This is a genomic window from Pseudobutyrivibrio ruminis DSM 9787, assembly GCF_900218035.1.
GTDB classification, from domain to species: Bacteria; Bacillota; Clostridia; order Lachnospirales; family Lachnospiraceae; genus Pseudobutyrivibrio; species Pseudobutyrivibrio ruminis.
The window spans coordinates 70,488-92,547 of record NZ_OBMR01000003.1 but is presented as its reverse complement, the minus strand read 5'-3'; the positions used below and the strand labels follow the sequence as shown (position 1 = coordinate 92,547).

The following is a 22,060-nucleotide window of genomic DNA, read 5'->3' as shown; positions in this document are numbered from 1 at the left end:
TCCTCCTTAGTTTTCAGTTTCTACATTTTCTGTAGTTGTGCTATTTGGATTAATATTAGAATCCACATAACCATTCTCATTGAAGTGGTTCTCTATACTGATTGCTCCCACATCTGTCTGATCATTGTAATCGTTAGTGAACTTAACTTCTGCAGTTTCATTCTCTTTAATTTCAGTTGTCTTCTCAACATCACCTTCAATTGTGTAGCTGGCACCTGAGTATACTTCTTTAACTATTACCTTTGAGTTTGCAGGAATTTTTTCCACCTCAATATACTGCTCACCTGGCTTTTCGAAGTCCATAGAAAATACATTGCTGTATACTATTTCCTTATTATCTTCTTCACCGTAAAAAGCTTCAACTTCAAATACAAATGGTGTTGTTCCAAGAGATTCATTATAAGTCTTTAATTCTTTTGTAATCTTGAGCTTACCATAAATCTCTGTTGCCTTACACTTCAATGCAATTTCTGTGTCATACACCCAATCATCACTTGATTCTTCAACATCAACAATGTTTCCATGTTCGTCAACCTTAGTTCCCTGTGAAATAGTTGTACTGTAAGGAACCATCACAATGTACTTATCAAACGAATACTGGTATTGCTTGTTCTGAAAATCTTTAACTACATAAAGGTAAATGCCTCGGTCAACACCTTCATCATCATTTACTTTCTTTGATGTTTCTTTACTAGGGTTAATCTCTACTTTGTAATTTGGAGCACTATCCTTTACTACTTCATATGCTTTATTGGCAGCTGCCTTAATATCCTTAGCAGTAACATCAGACCTACTTAAATCTGAGAGATCCACGTCTGCTAATGAAATTCCTATCTCTCCGTTTAATTCAATGTCTGCAAGCTTGTAAAAATCAACTTCCAGTGTGCCATCATATAAAGAGATTCCATTAACAATACTACTATCATCTGGCTTATCATCCAGTGTACATGAATCAGGAACTTTCACCGTAATAGTACACTGCTCCTTCTCATTAATCTTTTCAGCCGCCTGACTTTGATAAACACCAAAACCTGACACAGCAACCACTGCTGCCATCGCAAAGGCTATTAAATTCTTTTTCTTAAAAATTAAACTTTTCACTGAGTTCTCCCTTCAGCTTATGCGGTTTTCTTTTTAAATATCCTTCTTATTATTAATATGATAATCACTGCCGCAATAAATCCGACAATGCCCATAATCAAGTAGTAATTCTTCACTGTCTCAGCAACAGCTGCTGCACCGGTAGGGACTTCGTCCTCGCCCAGGTACTCAACTCTGGTGCCTCGCACCAAAAGTCTGTGAGTGTTTACACCGTATGGTGTACAGGTGAAAAGTGTGACGTAATCTTTGCCCTCTTCCACCTTCATTGCATTCTGAAGTGAGGTAATATCCTCTGCTTCAATCATTGGATAAATCATATCCACCTGATAAGCAAGTGTCTCATCTAAAACGTGGATGTAAAACTTATCTCCAACCTCTAGCTGATCAATGTTTGTAAAAAGCTCTGCACTTGGCAAACCTCTGTGACCAACTATTACTGAATGTGTGCCTTCACCTCCAATTGGAAGTGCTGTTCCATTCATGTGTCCTAAAGCTGTCTGGATGTACTCATCAAATGTGCCATGCATGATTGATAGCTTTAGATTTATCTTTGGAATGGACAAATAGCCCATAACTCCATCGCCATTAACATTGAGCACTGAATAGTACTCTGAGTTTAAAAACTCATCTGTAGGAGTTGTTGCATCACCATCCGCATTTGCCCCGAATACATCTGTGCCAATTGCATTTTCTGTAATCTGTTCGTTAAATGCTCTGGCAGCCTCCCACTCTTTTGTGTAGTCTTCCTCGGTCATTTCTGACAGGGAATCCTCATAATCATTAATGAGTGTACTCTGAACATATACATTCCACTCATTTGAAATAGTAGGATAGGTAAGCAAGCCAAATCCTACAAGAAATAATAAAATTAGTAGAATCTTAATAACTCTTTGTTTCAATTGCCTTATCCTTCTGACTTCTCTTTCTGTCCATTATGTAAAGCATCAAGATGAACGCTCCTACAATAGCAAGTCCAACTATTACCCAAAGAAGGTAATTTGTATGTAAGCTGACTGCTCCGAAAAGTGGAGTGTCTGCATCTGCCAATAGTTCTGGTGTGTAAGGAACTCTGTGGCCTCTAACCATGAGACGCTGAGTGTTTACACCGTATGGTGTACATGTGATTAATGTACAAAGATCCTGACCATCCTCTACCTGAAGGAGTGATGTATCATCAGGCTCAACCACCTCTATCTGATCAACTTCATAAGCGTAATACTCGCCCATGATAATAATGAAGAAATCTTCTCCAATTTGAACCTTGTCCAAGTCTGTAAATAGTGTAGCACTTGGAAGACCACGATGTGCAGAAAGAACTGAATGAGTATTCTCTCCGCCTACTGGAAGTGATGAACCTTCCAAATGGCCAACACCAATCTGCAAAACCTCTTCAGATGTTGTGTGGAAAATAGGAAGCTTTACATTGATTGAAGGAATCTGAATGTATCCCATGATTCCATCACCGTTGGTGTTAAGTAAGCTCATGTAATTATCATCTACGCCATTTGCCTCTGCCTCTGCAAAGGAATCTGGCAAAATAGAAGGTAACAACTCTTCGTTGTACTCGTATGCTTTTTCAAGCTCAGCATCAACATCCAGTGAACCTTCTGAAATAGCTGTATCAACAGCCTCTGTGTAGTTGTTTACCAAAGTTGCTTGCACATGATTATTCCAAGTGTTTGCAACCAGTGGGTACACCAACAAGGACAAACCAACAATCATCAACGCTGCAGTCGCTATAGTTTTGTAATGTTTCAGTAAAAATGCTTTCATTGTGTCTAACTGTTGTCCTCTCCTTGATAGTGTACCCAGCGGCCTTTCAGCCGCCGGGCCACATCATATTTTCATTCTTAACTCAGCGAATATTAATTACTTTGTAGCCTTCTTCTTTGTTGCAAAGTAAAGAGCTGAAGCCATAGCCATGATAGCTACACCAAGTACTGTAAAGATTGTTGTACCCATACCACCAGTGAATGGAAGCTTAACAAGTGTAGGATCAACTACTGGAAGCTCTACACTATAGTCGTCCATATCTTCTGTAATCACTACTTCATCAATGTCTTCATTGATTGAATAACCTGTTGGAGCTTTTGTCTCTGTAAACTGATATGTACCCTCATCAAGACCAACTACTTTAATAAGACCTTCATCATCTGTAACAAGTGTATCTGTTGCACCCTCTGTTGTTGATGTTACTGATGTATCGTAAACATATTCGCCTCTTGCATTCTTACCTGTGAAATAAAGCTTTGTGCCATTCTTTGTTAATGTGAATTCAGCACCTGGTAAGATTGCTTTATCTAAACCAGTCTTTTCAAGTGTAATTCTTGCCTCGAAACCTTCTGTCTTTTTAGGTGTTGACTCCTCGCCATCCTTTGTAGAATATGTTGCTTCGTTCTTGAACTCATTGTACTCTGGATCTGCTACTGTTGCAGAATATTCAATTGTAACTTTCTTACCTGCATTAGCAACTACAAAATCTGTTCCATCATATACAAGATCTGTTAAGTCAAGAGCAAATCTGTTGTCTTTATTCTTATCATTAAATGCTTCTACAAATGTGTATTCCTTTGCATCCTGTCCCTCAACAGTAACCTTTGCCTTTACATCCTTTAATGAAGAAAGGTTTGTTGTGTAATCATATACAACAAATTTTGTAACATGGTTTGGAAGTGTCTTTGTGATTTTGAAATCTACAACCTGTCCATTATAAACAAGTTTATCCTTTGCTTCCTTCTCAAGGTCATCTGTTGTTGCCTTAGCTGTAGCTGTCTTATCAACTGCTTCATAGTTACCATTTCCATCTCTTGTAATAGCTACTACAACCATTGGGCTATATACTGTTGAACTACCCTCTGCTGGTGTAATGTCGATGTAGTACACACCTGCTGCAAGATCTGTAAATGTAACTGTTTTATCTGTTGCTACCTGAGCAGGCTTAACAGCTGAAGGCTTTTTATCTGTAAAGTTCTTGTTTAAAGCCTGTACCTGAGCAGCTGTCATTTCTTCTGAAACAATAGCTTCCTCAATTGTCTGAGATTCTTCTACTGGATAGCTTGAAGCCCATGTAGATTTTTCAATCTTATTCTTGTCATTTACTGTAGCTACTGTGTAGATGTTTGCTGTTGCACCAGCCTCTACCCCATTGATTGTAATTGATGCTGTTTTAACAGCCTCGTCAGCAAAAGCAGTAATGCTCATTGCCATCATCATTACTGTTGCAAGTGCAAGAGCAACGATTTTTCTGATCTTTTTCATCTTTCTTTTCTCTCCTTTTCCTTTATTTGCTTTTATTATTCTTGTTTTTATATAACAACAGCGCCCCCGCAATCATTAGTAGGATACCGCCGATTGTATAAACATATACTCCGCTTCCACCTGTTTCTGGAAGTGTGTAAAGCACTGGATCAACAGCGCTAAACGCTATCTTTGCCACTTCTGTTCCAACAACTACTGTGTAATCATCTTTTGTCTCATTAAGTAGATAGCATGTTGAATTTCTTTGGATGGCTTTTACTTCCTCATTGAAGAAGTATCCGCTGTCCGTAGCATTATCAGCTAATACACTAAATACCTTTGATATTTCATCAGTAAAGCTTCTGCCATTAGATGACGTGATTGTCATCTTGTACTCACTAGCTTTTCCTGTATTAGCAATTGTTAATGTGAATATTTCATCACTTAACGAATATCCATTTGGAGCTTTAACCTCTTTAATATAGAAGGTTCCGATTCCAAGTCCATCAATTACCATTGACTTGTATGTTTCATTATCGCCTGCTGTTGTAGCATTTCTAAATGAATCTTTAAAATCACTTGTTGTAGAAACCTTATACTGTGCTCCAAACAATCCTGTTGTAGAACCAATACTTCCAATCTTATCAACGAGAATTGCTGCATCTACTACATTTATGTCGTAGCTAGCTTTACCGTTTCTCTTTATTGCATTATCAATATTTGTATCTGCAACTGACTTTAGATAGTAGCCTGTACTTACATCATCACTATCAGGAGTGGTTACATTTCCTTTGACTACCTCTGAACATCTATCACCATATTCCTTAGCAATGTAAGAGATATGCAAGATGTATGAATAACTATCATCACCTAATACTGATGCAACGACTAGCCCTTCTTTCTCAACCGCATCAACTGCATTGTTAGCCTTATCCAGGGAAACCTCGATATCACCAACATAATCATTTTTGCTTCCATATGTATAAGGAATTCTAACTGGCTCACCATCAAGCAATGCCGATGCAGAAACCTTATCATCTACTATCCTAGCAATCTTATTGCCATCAGAAGTTGTCAATGTACTTAGCAATTCATTAACCGCTGCAACCGGTGAATATGTATCATCTTTCAGAAGTGTTGTCTCGTTACCTTCAATTGACAAATCTAAAAGCTTTACATTAACCGTTGGTTCTTTGAACTGGTAGAATGTGTCATCTACAATCACACCAGAATCCGGTGTATTAGTAGTAATAACGTTTCCGCCCATAAAATCTGATTTAGCCTGAACCCTTATGGTCTTTTCCCAATTCTTGATTTCTTCTACAGTCCACTTAATTCCAATCACATTTCCTGAAGCATCTGTGATTGCTGCTCCGCCGTAATCACTTGGATTTCCAACCAAACTAAATCTATCATCAATGTAATCAACAATTGTACCTGACTTATAAACAGTAACTGCCTTGTACTTTGTAATCTCCTCTGTAACTAGCTTAAACTGCTTATACAATTCTTCCGATGTAGATGTGTAATACAAATCTGATCTTGATGCAGCTGCTTTTAATACCTGATCAGCTGTTGAAGTCTTATTTGAATTACTATGAACATCAATTCCTAAGCTCAAGCAAGTAACACTCTTGCTATTAAGAGTATTAACACTTTGTCTCAATGAACTAATTACTCCATCCTTAGATGTTGTAGGGCATCCATCTGAAATCAGGAATGTATACTTCATACGATTAGATTCATCGTCAAACAATGATACTGCTGCGCCCAAACCTAATGATTGATCAGTTCCTGATCCAATCTTACTTGCAAGAGAATTTGAATTGCTTCTACTACCAGTAATTATATTCTTGATTTTAGCCGCACCCTCAGCATTTAATGTAGTCAAATCAGCAAGCTTTCCTGAACCAGAATTGAAGTAAACAATTCCTATTCTGTTGCTAGGATTAATCTCTGCTAATGTGTCAATAAAATCTCCTATCTGATCTTGTAAACTAGATAATCTAGTTTCTTTTCCATTAGATGGTGATGTAAAGAACTGAGTTATTTCTTTGTCACCATATTTGTAGGTGTACTGGAACTCACCGTTGAGGGCATTCCATTTAGTTTTATCAGTCCTTTTACGTAACCACTGACCGCTTTTGTAATAAATCTCATATATTTTATTATTCGTATAATCATAATAGTAATAATGTGTTCCATCTTCATTTACTGATGATACCTCTTTATTATCATGATCGTATACCTTGACGCTATTATTGCCGATTTTAAGTACTACCGACTCTGTAAGTGATGCTATATCACCCGTTCCACCATAGTTATTCATACCTTGTGCAGATGATGAATCCACATATTTCCATCCATTATCATAGAATACTTCATAAACAGTGTACGAATCTGGGGCACCTTCGAAATAATATCTCTTTCCCGAATTCTTAGTTACACTTGTATCTAATCTGGATGTTCCCCTTGTATAGGTGGTTAAATCACCAGGGAAATACATTGAATATGTAGCATCAACAACAAGCATTACATCTACAGGTGCAGGAATAGTTTCTATAGTTGGCACATATTTAATACCCTGAGCATTTGCAGTTAATGTAATATCGTAAATACGATTATCCCAATTATTAACCTTAGCCGTTTTACTGTAATCAACTACAGTCTTGCTAGACATCTGCTTGTTTACAATTGTTGTTACCGGAGTTTCTTTCTCATCTCCAACAGCAACAATCTTGAAGCTACCTGCTTCTTTTACAACAGGCTGTCCATTAACTACTTCAGATTTTCCTGCTGTAACTGTTACCTTGTAAATAACATTGGTTAATGCATAAGCAATCTGTGTTTCACCCTCACCAATAACTGGAGCTTTTGTCTCCTTCAAGTAGTAAGTACCTGCTTCTACATCTTTAAATAAAACTTTTCCATCAGTACCTGATGTTGCTTTATATAAAGCATCTCCTGTGCAATTCTCATCACTTACTGGATAAAGAGCAAACTCTGCTCCAGCAAGTGGATTATTTACTTCATCAACTTTGTTGAAGTAAACATCTACAGGTGCTGCTATATCTGTGTTTACAAAATTGAACTTAATCTTGCAATTTGATTGTCCAGCACCTCTTTCAAGATAAAAGACTGTTAATGTATGAGCCCCTTTTGACAAGGCCGCTCTACCAGCTTCTTTACTTGAATACTCAAGCACATCTGTGTATAGTGCTCTTGTCTCAACTTCTCTATTTATACTTTTATCAGAGTTATACGCATATGTAACTTTGCATTCGCCTGTAGCAAAATCAATATCGCCCTTTACAGTCTCATGAACACCGCCCATATCGAGTGCAAGCTTGCCATCAATAAATACTAATACATCATCATCACCTGCAAACTCGAACTTTGTGTGCTTGGTGTCATCATCTGTAAGTCCATCCTCGTTAATGTTGAAATTAACCTGGAAGCTCATTCCAAAATAATAATCATCTGTTCCAAATGGCCAGAATCCATTATTCTGATTGTATACTTTTGATCTTTCTAACTTATTACTTGAACTATTGTATGTATAATAGTTTCTCTGATTATTTGCATCATCTGTAGTTGTATCAAAAACATAGTATCCATCTTCCTGATAGAAAGGAATTAAAACGTCTTTGTAAACAACTGTATCATCTGTCTTTGTTTCAGTATCCCTACCAGTCGCCTCGGTAAACAATGGACTATCTGGATTAAAAATATCTGCAAAAGCATACTTATAAACTGGCAAGTTGTTTTGCATATATTTATTTACTGTTCCCTGATATGCAGTAGCCGTACCATCTGAATTGCCAATAGTGTTACATAAGTTCCATCTCTTTTTGTAGTAATTTGCAGCTTCTCCATTAACATTACCGCCGCACTCATGGAATACTAGAGCACCGTTGGTTTTATCCTGCTTCATGGTTTCATTATTTACATAATCCTTTTCATAATCGAAAAGATTACCCTTGAAGTAAGTAATATCGCTTTCAGTTGTCTTAGCTGTATAAATCACATATATCTCAATGTAATAATTGTTGTTGCCATTTGTATTAAAATTTTGCCAACTTTTTGTATTGGCATTAACAACATACCACCAATTAGCGCTATTTTCTGTAGTGTTGCTACTTATATTCCAAATATTAATAGCATTTTCATTTTCAATTGGGTTGTAATCATATGTACCACTGTATGTGTAACCAGCAATTTCAGGTACAATTTCCTCGAAATAATCTTTATCTGTACCATTAGAATTTCCAGATAAATTTCCTGTATCAGATTTTGTACTGTCCAACGTAACACATTCAAACTTAGACTCTGTATTTATAGCATTTCCGTTCTCGTCATAAGCTTTAACTGCAGCCTTTATGCTGTCTCCCCAGCAAATATATCCCAAATAATTTCCTGAACCTGTAGCCGCAACAGTGTATACACTAAAAGATTCTGCATCAAAAACAATTTCACTACTCTCATTATTAGTATTGTTGATTGTTGAAGAAACTTCTTTGACATCATTTTGTTGTTCATCAAAGTGAACAACAGATGCATTCTGAATATTATTAACAAGCGAAATCGATACATTTATTGAATATCCATCATTAGGATTGGTCTCTACTCCATCTACAATAAAACGTAAATCGAATGAATAATAATCTAAAACTTTTTTGCCGTTTTCCCCTTCAATAACTGCTTCATCAACAGCCTTTTTTTCACTATCTGACAATTCATAAGCCTCAGCCTCGAACTTAATATCATTTGAATCAAAAGCACATTCTGGTACATCTGCTGTGATTTCAAAACCATCTACAGTTGCATGAAAAGTATCCGCTTTATTCTTTGACTCTTTTTTTTCTTCGTCAGTCTCTTCCTCAACCACTTCCTCAGTCTCGGCATTGTTATCTTCAGAAACAGTCTCATCTGTTGTAGTAGACTCATCTGCTACTGTTTCCTGTGAAGGTGTTTCAGTTGATTTATTATTTACTTGTTCATTGTTTTTGGAATCATCCTCAGATGCAGAACCATCTGAGCCTGTCTGGCTTGCTTCAGAAGAAGCATTACCAGACTCAGACTTTTGAGTTGCAGAGGAATCAGTTGCTGTATTGTCAGCTGACTCCCCTCCAGCTGCAGCATTATCCTCTAATGTATTTTCAGACATAATCTCCACAGACGCATTATTAATTTCTTCAGCGTACACTGATGCAGGTGAAGAAAGAAATAGCGCAAGTGCAAGACCAAAAGACAATGTTCTGTTAAGTAATCTGTTCTTTTTCATTTAACAAATACTCCCTTAAACGTTAACTGAAACGGTATATGTGTCGATAATGTATATAAACTGTGTCAATCTTGTGTTCCGAATGATATGTTATTACACCGTGTAACGATTTTAAAGTGGGTTGGCAGGAAGTGCAAAAATTTGGCAAGAAAATACCCCAAGCTAGAAAACTTGGAGTAAAAGTATCGTAAATCTGAACAAAGACGTTATTCTTTTGTATTGCGTTTTTGCTAAAACCTATTACTTAAATACTTTTATTAAAGTATTCCGACAGCATTCCTCTCACACTTTTCGCGTTAAATTGGGCATTTCTTGCCTCATGTGAAATCAACAGCCTACATCCTATATAAATGCCGGCCTCTTCATAGGCCCGTATCTTATTCATATTCTTCTCTACATAATCCATATTATCCAACATTCCCAGGTGCTCCAAATAGACCTCCTGCCTAGTCCGCATATCAAGCAAAGTAAAATCTGGACTCACCGTCTTATATTTTGAAAGCTTCAGTGGCTTCTCGTACAAATAAGGAATCCCTAGCTCATCCAATATATTCGAAATCAGCACCTCCGACTTCGACCTCATTTTTATTCCTTTGCTATTTTCATATGAAAGCGCTTCACTATAATAGTCAAATGGCTCATACTCCTGCGCCAACCATTCCGCCACATATTCCTCGTCGGACTTCTCCACTGGTGTAACCAAAGCCATTTTTGTTCTAACCATTTTGGACCCAATTTGCTCAATAGCCATCCCCTCGTACAATCTTTTCAAACTATCTAACCGTCTCACTTCTTTCTCTGCTGCTTGCAAAGCATGATTATCATATTCCTTTTGGGCCAATCTTCTGGCTAAATCTATTTCTGAATACTTTATGTATTCTCCATTTGAGTCTCCACCTTTATGTCTTTTGAAATACTGAATCTTATTTCTACACTTAGCAGTACGTAGTTCTCCTTCTGGCGCATTTTTCAATTCAATCTTCTTTGTTTCAATAATCGTATCAAGCTCCACCTTGCGAGCATTCAATAGTTTTAAAATCTGTTTGTAACTTGTCATATGTTTCCTTTCCATTTCTCATCTATCTTTTAACTATAGAACTCCCCATATACCTTCTATTTATAGTCAGCAATATAAGCCACCGACTATAAATACATATAGAAGCCAGTCCTTTTATAGTCATTTTCGCCGTCTCGGACTATATATATTTCCATCCGCCTGTCCATATAGTCATTTTGACCAATAATTGACTATATATTCCCCATCTCCTCGTAATTTATAGTCCGATAGCCCAATTTTGACTATATATAGCCCGCTACAAGGCTCCTATATAGTCACAGCCCATCTCCACCGACTATATATCCTCTATCTTTTCTCCTGATATAGTCCAACTAATAAATCTCGACTATATTTCCCCGCCACAGTCAGCATATATAGTCCAGCCAGTAAATCTCGACTATATTTCCCCGCCCTAGTCAGCATATATAGTCCAACCTTCCTCTTTTACCAGACCAGACAATCCCCAGCCCCAATCCGGACACTTTAAACTAATCGCCAGCCCTAATCAAATATCTATTTTCCTACCAATTTCACCACCTTTGCTATTGCCAACGCCAATTTTCCAAAAAGGCGCACTGCAAGAAATCCACCTATTGTTTCCCCGAAAGTATAAAATGGAAATAATGCCCTGTTTGCACCCCAGGACATGAACCTGTGAACCAGGTTCAAAAGAATCGTGTTTCGATACGAAAGATATTAGCATGCTCCCCCACTAAAGTCTATGTGAAAAAGCAACAAAAAAGCTCACCACAACAGGTGAGCCTAATGTCTAGTTGAATCCTAGGGTTAAACTGTTGCCAGTGTAAGCAACAGTTTAATTCTGCTTCGCAGAACACACATTTCGCTTTGCGAAATATGTGCCATTTACGGATTCAATTAATCTAATGATTAATTGAATCCTACTACCTTCTGGGCAATCTTGTATGCTGTGATAGAGATTGCGCGGCCGCCGTGGCCTGGAAGGTTTGTAGTTGCGCACATGAAGCCGTAGCGAAGCTTTCTATATAAATAGTAGTCCTGCTCTTTGATGTATTTCCAAAGATCATGACGCTTCTGCTGGTGTTCCTTTGTGCCACTCTTCATAAGAAGAACTGTAGAGATAACTGTAATCATCTCTAAGTAATTGAACATGTATTTCTTAACATGATTATCCTTAATATTCTTGTAGTCGTATGCTTCCATCATAAGCTTGTTGACTTTAATCTGCTGGTCGATACGAGAAATCATAACCTTTTCGTTGACTGACTGATCATCACGACCAATAAAGTAACGATAGAAATCAACATCCAAGTAGTACATAGTCTTTACGTATGGAAGTGGGTAGAATACATAAAGGTTATCAACATAGAATGTGTGCTTTGGAAGCTCCATTCCACAATCACGCAAAAGCTTTGTACGATAGATAACTGAATGCATCAAAATGTATTGGCCCTTTTTGAAGTGGCCTGTCTCATCCCAAGAGAAGTACTTGTTCTTAGGAAGGTTTGAGTATGACATAACCTTCTTGTGATGAGCCCCTTCTTTTTCGTATACGTAGTTTGAAATAAGCATATCAAGCTGCTTGCCATTTTCAACTGAGCTGCGTAATACCTTTAAGATTTTGTCGTATGCATCTGGGTCTACCCAGTCATCTGAGTCTACAACCTTGAAGAATAAGCCTGTGGCATTTTTAAGACCTGTGTTGACTGCCTGACCATGACCGCCGTTTTCCTGATGAACAGCCTTGATAATGGTAGGGTGTTCTGCTGCAAGTCTGTCTGCGATTTCTGCTGTGTTATCTTTTGTAGAACCATCGTCTACTATTATTATTTCTACATCTTCACCACCATGTAAAAGTGTCTCTACGCAATGCTCCATATAAGCTGCTGAGTTGTAACATGGTACTGCAAAACTTAGTAATTTCATAAATACTCTCCTAACTAATTTAACCTTTACAATTTTAACAAATCACACTCAATTCTTCAACGCCACTTCCCCTTATTTGACACATCAATTCTGGCAAAGTTTCCCAATATTTATAAATTCATCAAGCTTTAAAAGTTTTTCATACAACATTATAGTTTTCATTGTCAACACATTATTAAGGGTGTATAATAACATTGTTATCAACACAAAGAAATTTTTGCGTTTTAAAGGGACAGTAATGTATGATTAAAGATGTATATGGATATGTCAGTGATCTACCGGAGGGATGTATTACAGAAACTGACATCTATACAGATTCGGGGGCACTTCTTTGCCCAAAAATGACAGTCATCGACCAAAAGATTTTAAAGTCGTTGTCTGATTATCACGGGAAAATTCACGCTACAATTTATTATTCAGATGCGGATGAATTCGATTTAGAGGATGATTTTCCACTTCCAGATGATTCCATATGTTTTGATGAAAGCTTCAGACAGTACGCCATGGAATCATTAGCCAGACTATATGCTAATCTTGATGATATAGATAGCTTGACTAAAGGAATAATTCAGATTGGTGAAAAGGTTTGCAGCATTATAAATGACTCTAAATCCTTAAGCCTAAATCTTTCAAAGCTAAAGGTATGTGATGAGTATACTTACAGACACTCTGTAGATGTAGGCACAATGGCAGCCATATTAGCAAAGGCCTTAGGCGAACCTGATTCATTTGTAAGAGATATTACAGTTGTAGGACTTCTTCATGATATTGGAAAAGAAGAAATTCCAAATGAAATTTTAAACAAACCAGGGAAGCTTACAGCCACAGAATTTGAATTAATCAAAACTCACCCAGTAAGAGGATATCGCCTGCTTGCCAAGTCTCCTGACCTTACAGAGGAGATGCGTCAGGCAATACTTAACCATCATGAAAATATTGATGGCTCAGGATATCCAAGAAATCTTTCTGGTGACCAGATTGGAAAGATGGCTCAAATCATTTCTATTGTAGATGTGTATGATGCGCTTGTTACTGCAAGACCATATAAGAGAGCCTACACTCCTGCAGAAGCAATTGAAATAATGTTTACAATGAGTAACAAATTTAATCTGAAATACTTCAGAGCATTCCTTACTATAGTAAACATCTATCCAAATGGTTCTACTATCAAGCTTAGCAACGGTGAGGAAGGTGTGGTTGTTCGTCAGAATAAGGCATATCCACTTCGACCAGTTATTAAGATTACAAGCATTCAAACGGTTGTTGATTTATCAAATGACCGCAATTATCTTAGCACTGTAATTGTTAAATAAAACCTTATAAAAAAACTAAGGGCAGCTCTTTCGAGCTGCCCTACTTTTTTCTTTATTACTCTTCTGTTGTGTTTTCTACAACTTCTTCTACTACTACCTCTTTCTTCTTTGCAAGGTATTTCTTTACTGCAAAGTACTCAAGACAAGCAATGAGAAGAACAAGTACTGCATCGATAGCGAAGAGAATCTTCTCCCATGTAGGAAGGCCTGCGCTGATTTCTGAATCATATGCACGGCTGTTTACTACAGTGTAAAGAATGTTGTGAGAAGCTGTTCTCATAGCAATTACTGATGTAGCAGATTCCTGATCTGTAACTGTAGACTGTGGTGTAGAGTATGTTGCAAGCATAAGGTCGCAACCATTTCTAATCATACGGTCAGAATCCTGATATCCGTAGCCACCGAAGTAATCTGTCTCTGCAAGACCTCTGAATCCCCACTCGCCACGAAGTACTGTGTTAAGAAGCTCTGAGCAAGCCTCAGCTGGTACTGTACCGATGTTGTTGAATGCAACCATTGTTGCACCTGGGTTTGAGTTCTTGAATACAATTTCAAATGACTTTAAGTAAATCTCACGCAATGACTGCTCATTGAGCCATGTGCAAAGGAAGTTTGTTCTGTTTGTTTCCTGGTCATTTGTTGCAAAGTGCTTAACGTATGAGTATACGCCCCACTCTCTTGCACCATTTACAGCGTTTGCACACATCCAACCTGCAAGTACGCCATCCTCTGAGTAGTACTCGAAGTTACGTCCTGCAAATGCTGAACGGTGTGTGTTTGTAGCTGGAGCATACCAACCAGAAACATCCATGTCGTTTGCCATACGGCCGATTGACTCACCAAATGCAAGTGCAATGTCCTTATTCCATGTGCAAGCAATCATAACTGCTGCTGGGAATCCGATAGAACCCTGGCCTGTGAAGTTGTTGTTGATTGAAGCAGGACCATCACAATCGTATGTCATAACCTTGCCGATTGAATCAACTGCTGATGTCTCGTATCCACCGAGCTCGATAAGTGTGTTCATATCTGAAACTGTAAGCTCATCGAGAAGTGTATCCCACATTGGATCATCGTAATCAAGACCACGAAGATCTGCAAGCTTAACACCATTGTCAGCGCCTGTTGTAGGCATTACATCTGAATCATTATTGTAATCAGTAGGATCATAGTTTGTCTCGTTGAAGTAAGTAGCCTTTGCTTCATCAGACATTTCATAGCTTGTTGGAGCAGCTGTTGCTTCGTCATAGTTAGCGAAACCATCTGCACGTGAAAGGTATGTTACATCACCTTCTGCGAAGCCAAACTGGTTTGTAGCTGCAACCTGATCTGACTCACGCTTGTTTGACTCATCATAAACGATTGTAGAGCCAACTGTTACTGTATCTGTAGCAATCTTGTTGTGTGAATCTGAGTTGATAGAAATCTCATAATCACCAGCCTCAAGTACATAGCAGCCCTCGCCGTATGTATCGTATGAAGCCATATCCTCAAGTGCAAATGAGATGTTGATTGTCTCTGATGCACCTGGCTCAAGTGTAGAAGTCTTTGCAAACTGGATTAAGTTTGCTGCTGCCTTCTCAATGCCGCCGTTTGTGTATGGTGGGTTGTAGTAAACTTCTACAACATCCTTACCAGCAACATCACCTGTGTTTGTAACTGTTACGTCAAATGATACTGTTGTACCATCATTTGTAATAGGTCCCATCTCCTGAGAGAATGTTGTGTAAGATAATCCATAACCGAATGGATAAAGTACTGTAGAGTCATAATCGAACTCCATGTTGCCAGCTTCTGCCTCAGCGTAAGCTGTCTCATAATATTTGTAACCAACGTAAATACCTTCAACATAGTTTACAAATGTAGGATAAGCCATGCCGCCCTCAGCGAACATATTCTCGAATCCATACTCATCCATGTTTGTGTAATCGAAATCACCAAAGTTGTTTGCTGTTGGTGTTGCGAATAAGTCTGAAACAAATGTGTCAGCTGTCTTACCAGATGGGTTGATCTGACCTGCAAGAATCTCGCCAAGTCCGTCGAAACCTGTCTGACCTGTACCTGGGCAGTAAAGAACTGACTTAATCTGTGAGTAATCGTTAACGAAGCCAAGCTCCATAGCGTTTGCTGAGTTAACAACTACGATTACCTTGTCAAAGTTTGCTGTTACTTCATCAAGAAGTGCCTGCTCTCTGTTTGAAAGCTCAAGGTATGACTTAGATGCATCAAGATCATCCTTCTGATCTGAATAACGAACACCTGAAGCACCGAACATTCCCTCTGTAGAGAATGTATCTTCTCCATCATATGACTGTGGAAGATCTGCTCCCTCACCACCTGAACGTGCGATGAAGAAAATTGCTGTATCTGAGAAGTCCTTAGCATCTGAAATAAGGCTACCATACTCAGAAACTGTTGGCTCAGGAATTGTCCAATCCTGTCCCATCATACCTACTGTAGGTCTTTCTGTTCTCCATCCTGTATAGAAATCTACAAGGTCCTGATTGTACTCGATACCTGCATCAGTAAGACCTGTAAGGAAATCAACTGTTGGATATGCATCTGAAAGTGCACCTGATCCTGTACCACCATAAATTGGGTTTGTTGAAGACCAACCAAATACGTTGACCTTTGTTCCCTCTGCAAGAGGAAGTGCTGCATCATCATTCTTTAAAAGAACAATACCCTCTTCAGCAATTTCTGTTGCGAGAGCCTTTGCCTCTTCGATGGCTTCATCTGAGATTGTGCCACCTCCCATTGCCATGTTTACCATAGAGTAAACTGGTCCAAGTAGAATTGTATTAACTACTACAACTACTACTAATAAGAAAGCTAACCAAGCTTCTTTTCTGATAAAGCCTTTAAGAGGCTTCTTAGCCTTCATCGCGCAAATTGTAACGATGATTGCTGCAACGAGCGCCACGCCTAAAACGATAAGCTGTGGGATCATTGTTTGTACTACGGCGATAACGTCCGCAATGTTGATTGATAACATTTTCTTCTTCTCCTTCCTTTCAACTAACGTTAAAAGATATATCTCATTCGGCCTTTGGTGTTTCTGGGAAAATGATCTTATTTACAAAGAAGAACACCACCATAGAAACTCCGCCGTTGAGTACTGTAGTTCCAATGTTGTACAGCCAAGCTGGTACAAACATACCTGCAACTGCTACCCAGATGCAGTTAATTGAGTTAACGATGCATGTGATTACAATGAATGCTGCAATATACCATGCAATCTGCTTGCCAGGCTTATCGTGATTACGGAAAACGAAAAGCTTCTGGATTGGGAAATTGATGCACTCACCAATTACCATTGCAATCATGTAAGCTGTAAAGTAAGCAAGTCCTCCGTGTGCCTGGTCGTAACCAAGGATATTCCAATCAAAAGTCTCACCTGCAATTGTAAGTGGAATTCCTGGCCATCCAAATGATCTGTCGCCTAAGAATGCGAAGGCTGCCGGCAAAAATGTAAGTAATAAATACTTAAATACTGTAATTAAATTACTTACTATTACAAACAAGCCGCCTTCTCGCACCCACTTAGCTGCCTCTGGATGCTTCTCGGCGAAACTATTCCATAAATTCATTTTTATACTCTCCTATTCTTTATGCTGTAAACGTGCCTCATACTTCTTGTTAGCACTTCTATTTCGGAAGAATCCTCCAATCACACCACCAAGACCTCTGAAGAAATGTCCATTGGCGATGGTTACGATTGACTCAACCATTTCGCGGCTAACCATTCCGCCTGACATCTTGCTGATTGCTCTGAAAGGCATGTTGTAAATGAACATTGTGTTCAAATCAGGAACACCCTTTTCATAAGACTTATCAAGATTGTTCTTTAGAATCTTGTAAACCAATCTGCAAAGTCCGCTCTTAGCATCCTTCATCTGGCAAAGAGCATCGTTGATATCAAGTGGTCCAACCTTTTCCTCAGGAAGTGGCTTAGCATAAAGCTTTTCGAACTCCTCGTAATGAACGTTTCGAACCTTTCCTGTCTTGTAGCTTGGAAGTGTTTCGATGTCGTAAGGAAGCTCTGTAATTGTGCCTTCCTTTGTGATTATTCCTGTAAGTACGATGTCAGCAACGTTCTTTCCAACGTAAATCTGATACTCACCGCCTTCGATTTCCCACTTGTTTGAAACAGTTGAGAAATAGCGGAATGTCTTGTCATCAAATGGAATCTCTACTTCCACTGATTCGCCAGCCTTAATCCATACCTTCTTGAAGCCCTTAAGCTCTTTCTTAGGACGGATAAGTCCTGACTGGCTCTTACCAACATAGAGCTGAGCAATTTCAGCACCGTCGCGCTTTCCTGTATTTGTGATAGTGAACTTAACACCATCCTCTGTAACAGAAAGTGCTGAATACTCAAATGTTGTATAGCTAAGTCCATATCCAAATGGGAATTGAACTGCCACATCTGCTGTATCGTAATAACGATATCCAATGAAAGGACCTTCGCGATACTGAAGATTTCTCTTTTCCTGACCTGCATAATTAACAATTGAGCAGTCCGCATATGCGAATGGATAAGACTCTGAAAGCTTACCAGTAGGAATTTCCTTTCCTGTGATGATATCAAGAAGAGCTGACGCTCCAGCCTGACCTGTTAAGTATCCATGAAGCAATCCCTGGAGATTTGAAAGCCATGGCATCTTAACTGATGAACCAGCACTCATAACACCAACGATGTGCTTGTTGTAAACTGTAAGTTCCTCAAGCTCTTTAATCTGATATTCAGGAACGTCGATAGACATTCTATCTGCGCCCTCGCTCTCTGCGATTTCATCAAGACCAAAGAAGAATAAAACAACATCTGCTGCTTCAGGATCATCAATAACCTGTAAATCGTAATTTGCAATCTGTTCTCTGATGGTCTCAACCTTTGTTGAGTTAACCTGTGAGCTTCCTGAGCCCTGATAACGTGGCTTATCCACGAATGGTCCTCTAAGGCATACCTTTGTGCCTGCTGCAAGAGGAAGGATGTCCTCGTCGTTCTTAAGAAGAACTGCTGAGTTAACAGCTGCCTTTTTAGCGATAGCGTGATGAGCCTCTTTGTCAAAGCCCTTTGTGTGGTCGTTTTCTTTGAAGTAGATTGCTGCTTCGATAATAGGAAGAATTGCTCTATCGATTTCTTCCTCTGTGATACGACCTTCACCCTCTGTAGCTGCCTTGATAAGCTCTCTAGCCGAATCAAGTCCTGGGTTTGGCATTTCCACATTTGACTGACACTTAACACCAGCAACGTGGTCATTACTTGCACCCCAGTCAGTAACTACGATTCCATCAAATCCCCATTCATTTCTGAGGATATCCACAAGCAAATGCTCGTTTTCATTTGCATACTTGCCATTAACTTCGTTGTAAGCAGACATGATTGTCTTTGCTCCACCCTCTTTAATAGCAATTTCAAATGCTGTAAGGTAAATCTCTCGAAGTGTACGCTCATCAACAACTGCATTCATTGCCATTCGGCGATACTCGCGAGAGTTAACTGCGAAATGCTTTGGACAAGAATAAACATGCTTGCTCTGTATACCCCTTACATAAGAAGCTGCCATCTTGCCGGCGAGGATTGGATCCTCACTAAAGTATTCAAAATTTCGTCCGCAAAGTGGAGAACGTTTCATATTTAAGCCTGGACCAAGAAGTACATCAACGTTCTGTGCAACTGCTTCCTCACCAAGTGCTGCTCCAATTTCTTCACCAAGACTTTCATCCCAGCTGTTTGCTACTGTAGCTGCTGTTGGAAAACATGTAGCTGGAAGAGATGCATTAAGCCCCAAATGATCTCCTGCCCCCTCCTGACGACGTAAGCCGTGAGGACCATCTGAAAAAGAAATCGACTGAATTCCAAGTCTTGGAATATCACGTGATTCCCACTCATTTTTTCCGCTCAAAAGAGCTGCCTTCTCCATAAGTGTAAGCTGTGAAATAATTTCCTTAGCGTCCATACTAATCCTCCGTTTTCTTGATAATAATCTACCACGAAATAAAAAAGACAAGCCATCCCGAAGGACAACTTGTCATTTATCCGTGATAACTTGCATTATTTGCTTGCAGCTAACAGCACTTTCAGCTTAAACCAGCCATCTTCATAGCTGCAATTCATTGCGCCGCCGTACTTTTCAGCAACCTGAGTAATGGACTTAAGCCCATAGCCATGCTTTACGTTATCTCCTTTTGTAGTTTTAGGTAGGTTGTTCTTACCAAAGAAGCTACGCTTTTGATTGTTGCGAAGCTTTACATTTTCACTGTCAGAGTAATTATCACACTCTACGATGATAAATTGGTTTCTTTTGCGAACTGAAAGCGTGATAAGAGGCTTTTCCTTGTCAGCAACCTGCTGCGATGCCTCGATGGCATTGTCCAATATATTACCAAATAAAGAACATATATCCTTTACGTGGATATCTGACAGCAAATCGCCATCAACCATTGCATTTAAAGTGATGTTCTTCTTTTGGCACTGAAGGCTCTTTGTAGTAAGCACCACATCAAGAACCTTGTTTCCAGTGTTCATAAAGGATTCCTGGATTGCAATTGCCTGCTCCATATCTGCAAGCACTTCTGAGCGACGATCCGGGTCATCCTCATTTTTAAGAGCCATGACATAGTGCTTCATGTCATGCATCTCCTTGCGCAATGCTTCTGAATTATCTATTGCAAGCTTGTACTGCTCGTACTGCTTTTGAAAAAGCTGATTAATCTCAGTACTTTCCTTTCGAAGAGCCAGCTCGTTTCTGCGGCCCATCTCCGTCATCAGCATCAACATTCCTCCGAAATCTACCAACGTACGAACATAGAGCATGTTCTCGGTGGCAGAGAATGGCGTTCTGCTATTTACAAAACTGATGTTAGACATGATGAAAGCGCCAATACCTGTAGCGATAACACTAATCATCTCTTTATTACTGATGTTAAGGTTTCTATTAGATGGAACATTGCCTCGCTCGAATCTGTAATAAACAATATAAGTTACAGTGTACACCAGGAGCATATTGAAAACAGATTCGCCCATACCTTCCTGCTCAGTAATTTTTACGCTCCACACATAAAGCTGCTTATAAAGGCTGGCAGCAAACTCTGCCAGTACAAATGCATGAGTTGTAAGAACCGCACAATCCCTAGGCTTTATATCCAAAACAATATAAAGTGAAAAGTACATAAGTCCTACTGCACCGATCATAGTAGGAATCCAAAAACCCAGTGGCAACAAACCCGCTATAAATTGAAATGCGACCAAGATAATAAATATAGCAATACAGTAAATAGCAAATTCCTTATCATGTCTCTTTTTCTTGTAGATATTAAAGTAAACAAAAACCGCTAGCCATTCAGCAATAGCGGTAAAAAGTCTTGGGGTGTCCTGTATATTAACAGGATTTAAAAATGCGCTAAAATCCATTATAAAATGTCCTCCGTCAACGCAGCCATAAACTCTTTCTTTCTGGCGCGACTTATTGGAAGCATTACATCATTTGTTAATAAAACTTCCTCTTTTTGTACAGCTTCAACCTCTGATAGATTTATCAAATATGCATTATGGCACTTGCTGAAGCCATGGTCCATAAGCATCTCATCAAAACGCTTGAGAGGCCCTGCTGTAACGTAATCAGCATCCTTGCAATGTATAACCACATTGTTGCGCTGACTTTCAATATAGATAATATTGTTGCAATCCAGCTTCAGCTGCTTGTCATCAACAGCAACCTTTATATAAACATGCTGTTGCTTAGCCTGCACTCTGACTATTGCCTTATCAAAAATCTGCTCAAACTGATGATATGGTACAGGCTTAAGAACATATCCTAGCGCATCCACTGCATAGCCCTGCACTGCATACTGAACTGTGGATGTGATAAAAATAATGATAACATCAGAATCCACCTGGCGGATTTTCTCTGCTGCTGCCATGCCATCCAAATGCTTCATCTGAATATCCAAAAGGATAATATCAAACTGTCCCTTATAATCATCCACCAAATCAATTCCATCTGGCAGATATGTAATATTAAACTGCTGATTCTTTGCCGAACTGTATTTACTTATATAATTCTTTAAAACTGAAGCCTGCTCTAGCTCGTCTTCAACTATACAAACATTAATCATGCTATTAAAATAATACAAATTTGAATTGTGCGCAAGATTAAA

General features: G+C 38.9%; 13 protein-coding genes. 1 reads left to right on the top strand and 12 read right to left on the bottom strand.

Features of this window, described 5'->3' with window-relative positions; all coding sequences use genetic code 11:
- Positions 1-6: 6 nt before the first annotated feature.
- The 7 genes from CRN97_RS02335 to CRN97_RS02300 form a co-directional block, all read right to left on the bottom strand.
- Entirely contained in the window at positions 7-1,101 is a 1,095-nt protein-coding gene (locus CRN97_RS02335) for a DUF5979 domain-containing protein (RefSeq protein ID WP_097075720.1), read from the bottom strand.
- 17 nt (positions 1,102-1,118) lie between these two features.
- Positions 1,119-2,000: a class C sortase gene (locus CRN97_RS02330; protein WP_097075719.1), complete on the bottom strand. Its 882-nt coding sequence runs from the start codon at positions 1,998-2,000 to the stop codon at positions 1,119-1,121.
- A complete protein-coding gene (locus tag CRN97_RS02325; protein ID WP_097075718.1) occupies positions 1,981-2,874 on the bottom strand; it encodes a class C sortase in 894 nt (297 codons plus the stop codon). The genes CRN97_RS02330 and CRN97_RS02325 overlap by 20 nt, the downstream gene beginning before the upstream one ends.
- Positions 2,875-2,970: 96 nt before the next feature.
- On the bottom strand, positions 2,971-4,359 hold the full coding sequence (locus CRN97_RS02320; RefSeq protein WP_097075717.1) for a SpaA isopeptide-forming pilin-related protein: 1,389 nt from the start codon (positions 4,357-4,359) through the stop codon (positions 2,971-2,973).
- A 22-nt stretch (positions 4,360-4,381) separates the two neighbouring features.
- On the bottom strand, positions 4,382-9,622 hold the full coding sequence (locus tag CRN97_RS02315; RefSeq protein WP_097075716.1) for a SpaA isopeptide-forming pilin-related protein: 5,241 nt from the start codon (positions 9,620-9,622) through the stop codon (positions 4,382-4,384).
- Positions 9,623-9,866: 244 nt separating this feature from the next.
- A complete protein-coding gene (locus tag CRN97_RS02310; protein ID WP_097075715.1) occupies positions 9,867-10,679 on the bottom strand; it encodes a PDDEXK family nuclease in 813 nt (270 codons plus the stop codon).
- A gap of 888 nt (positions 10,680-11,567) precedes the next feature.
- Positions 11,568-12,584, bottom strand: coding sequence for a glycosyltransferase family 2 protein (locus CRN97_RS02300; RefSeq protein ID WP_097075713.1), 1,017 nt, complete (start codon positions 12,582-12,584; stop codon positions 11,568-11,570).
- Positions 12,585-12,826: 242 nt separating this feature from the next.
- Here CRN97_RS02300 and CRN97_RS02295 point away from each other — a divergent pair, with 242 nt between their 5' ends.
- A complete protein-coding gene (locus tag CRN97_RS02295) occupies positions 12,827-13,897 on the top strand; it encodes an HD-GYP domain-containing protein (RefSeq protein ID WP_097075712.1) in 1,071 nt (356 codons plus the stop codon).
- A 55-nt stretch (positions 13,898-13,952) separates the two neighbouring features.
- On the opposite strand, the gene CRN97_RS02290 is transcribed toward CRN97_RS02295, so the two are convergent.
- The 5 genes from CRN97_RS02290 to CRN97_RS02270 form a co-directional block, all read right to left on the bottom strand.
- Positions 13,953-16,892: a glycoside hydrolase family 3 protein gene (locus CRN97_RS02290; RefSeq protein ID WP_097075711.1), complete on the bottom strand. Its 2,940-nt coding sequence runs from the start codon at positions 16,890-16,892 to the stop codon at positions 13,953-13,955.
- 43 nt (positions 16,893-16,935) lie between these two features.
- Positions 16,936-17,487, bottom strand: a complete 552-nt coding sequence (locus CRN97_RS02285; RefSeq protein WP_097075710.1) for a GtrA family protein — start codon at positions 17,485-17,487, stop codon at positions 16,936-16,938.
- 12 nt (positions 17,488-17,499) lie between these two features.
- Entirely contained in the window at positions 17,500-19,860 is a 2,361-nt protein-coding gene (locus tag CRN97_RS02280; RefSeq protein ID WP_097075709.1) for a glycoside hydrolase family 3 C-terminal domain-containing protein, read from the bottom strand.
- A gap of 95 nt (positions 19,861-19,955) precedes the next feature.
- Complete coding sequence (locus CRN97_RS02275) at positions 19,956-21,314, bottom strand: GHKL domain-containing protein (RefSeq protein ID WP_097075708.1); 1,359 nt, start codon at positions 21,312-21,314, stop codon at positions 19,956-19,958.
- Positions 21,314-22,018 carry a LytR/AlgR family response regulator transcription factor gene (locus tag CRN97_RS02270; protein ID WP_097075707.1) on the bottom strand — a complete coding sequence of 235 codons (705 nt, stop codon included), beginning with the start codon at positions 22,016-22,018 and terminating at the stop codon, positions 21,314-21,316. The genes CRN97_RS02275 and CRN97_RS02270 overlap by 1 nt, the downstream gene beginning before the upstream one ends.
- Positions 22,019-22,060 lie beyond the last annotated feature (42 nt).

What these genes read in the sequence shown, in the direction of transcription:
- CRN97_RS02325 (WP_097075718.1), bottom strand. Translation starts at nt 2,874, where the DNA reads ATGAAAGCATTTTTACTGAAACATTACAAAACTATAGCGACTGCAGCG.
- CRN97_RS02320 (WP_097075717.1), bottom strand. Translation starts at nt 4,359, where the DNA reads ATGAAAAAGATCAGAAAAATCGTTGCTCTTGCACTTGCAACAGTAATG.
- CRN97_RS02315 (WP_097075716.1), bottom strand. Translation starts at nt 9,622, where the DNA reads ATGAAAAAGAACAGATTACTTAACAGAACATTGTCTTTTGGTCTTGCA.
- CRN97_RS02310 (WP_097075715.1), bottom strand. Translation starts at nt 10,679, where the DNA reads ATGACAAGTTACAAACAGATTTTAAAACTATTGAATGCTCGCAAGGTG.
- CRN97_RS02300 (WP_097075713.1), bottom strand. Translation starts at nt 12,584, where the DNA reads ATGAAATTACTAAGTTTTGCAGTACCATGTTACAACTCAGCAGCTTAT.
- CRN97_RS02295 (WP_097075712.1), top strand. Translation starts at nt 12,827, where the DNA reads ATGATTAAAGATGTATATGGATATGTCAGTGATCTACCGGAGGGATGT.
- CRN97_RS02290 (WP_097075711.1), bottom strand. Translation starts at nt 16,892, where the DNA reads ATGTTATCAATCAACATTGCGGACGTTATCGCCGTAGTACAAACAATG.
- CRN97_RS02285 (WP_097075710.1), bottom strand. Translation starts at nt 17,487, where the DNA reads ATGAATTTATGGAATAGTTTCGCCGAGAAGCATCCAGAGGCAGCTAAG.
- CRN97_RS02280 (WP_097075709.1), bottom strand. Translation starts at nt 19,860, where the DNA reads ATGGACGCTAAGGAAATTATTTCACAGCTTACACTTATGGAGAAGGCA.
- CRN97_RS02275 (WP_097075708.1), bottom strand. Translation starts at nt 21,314, where the DNA reads ATGGATTTTAGCGCATTTTTAAATCCTGTTAATATACAGGACACCCCA.
- CRN97_RS02270 (WP_097075707.1), bottom strand. Translation starts at nt 22,018, where the DNA reads ATGATTAATGTTTGTATAGTTGAAGACGAGCTAGAGCAGGCTTCAGTT.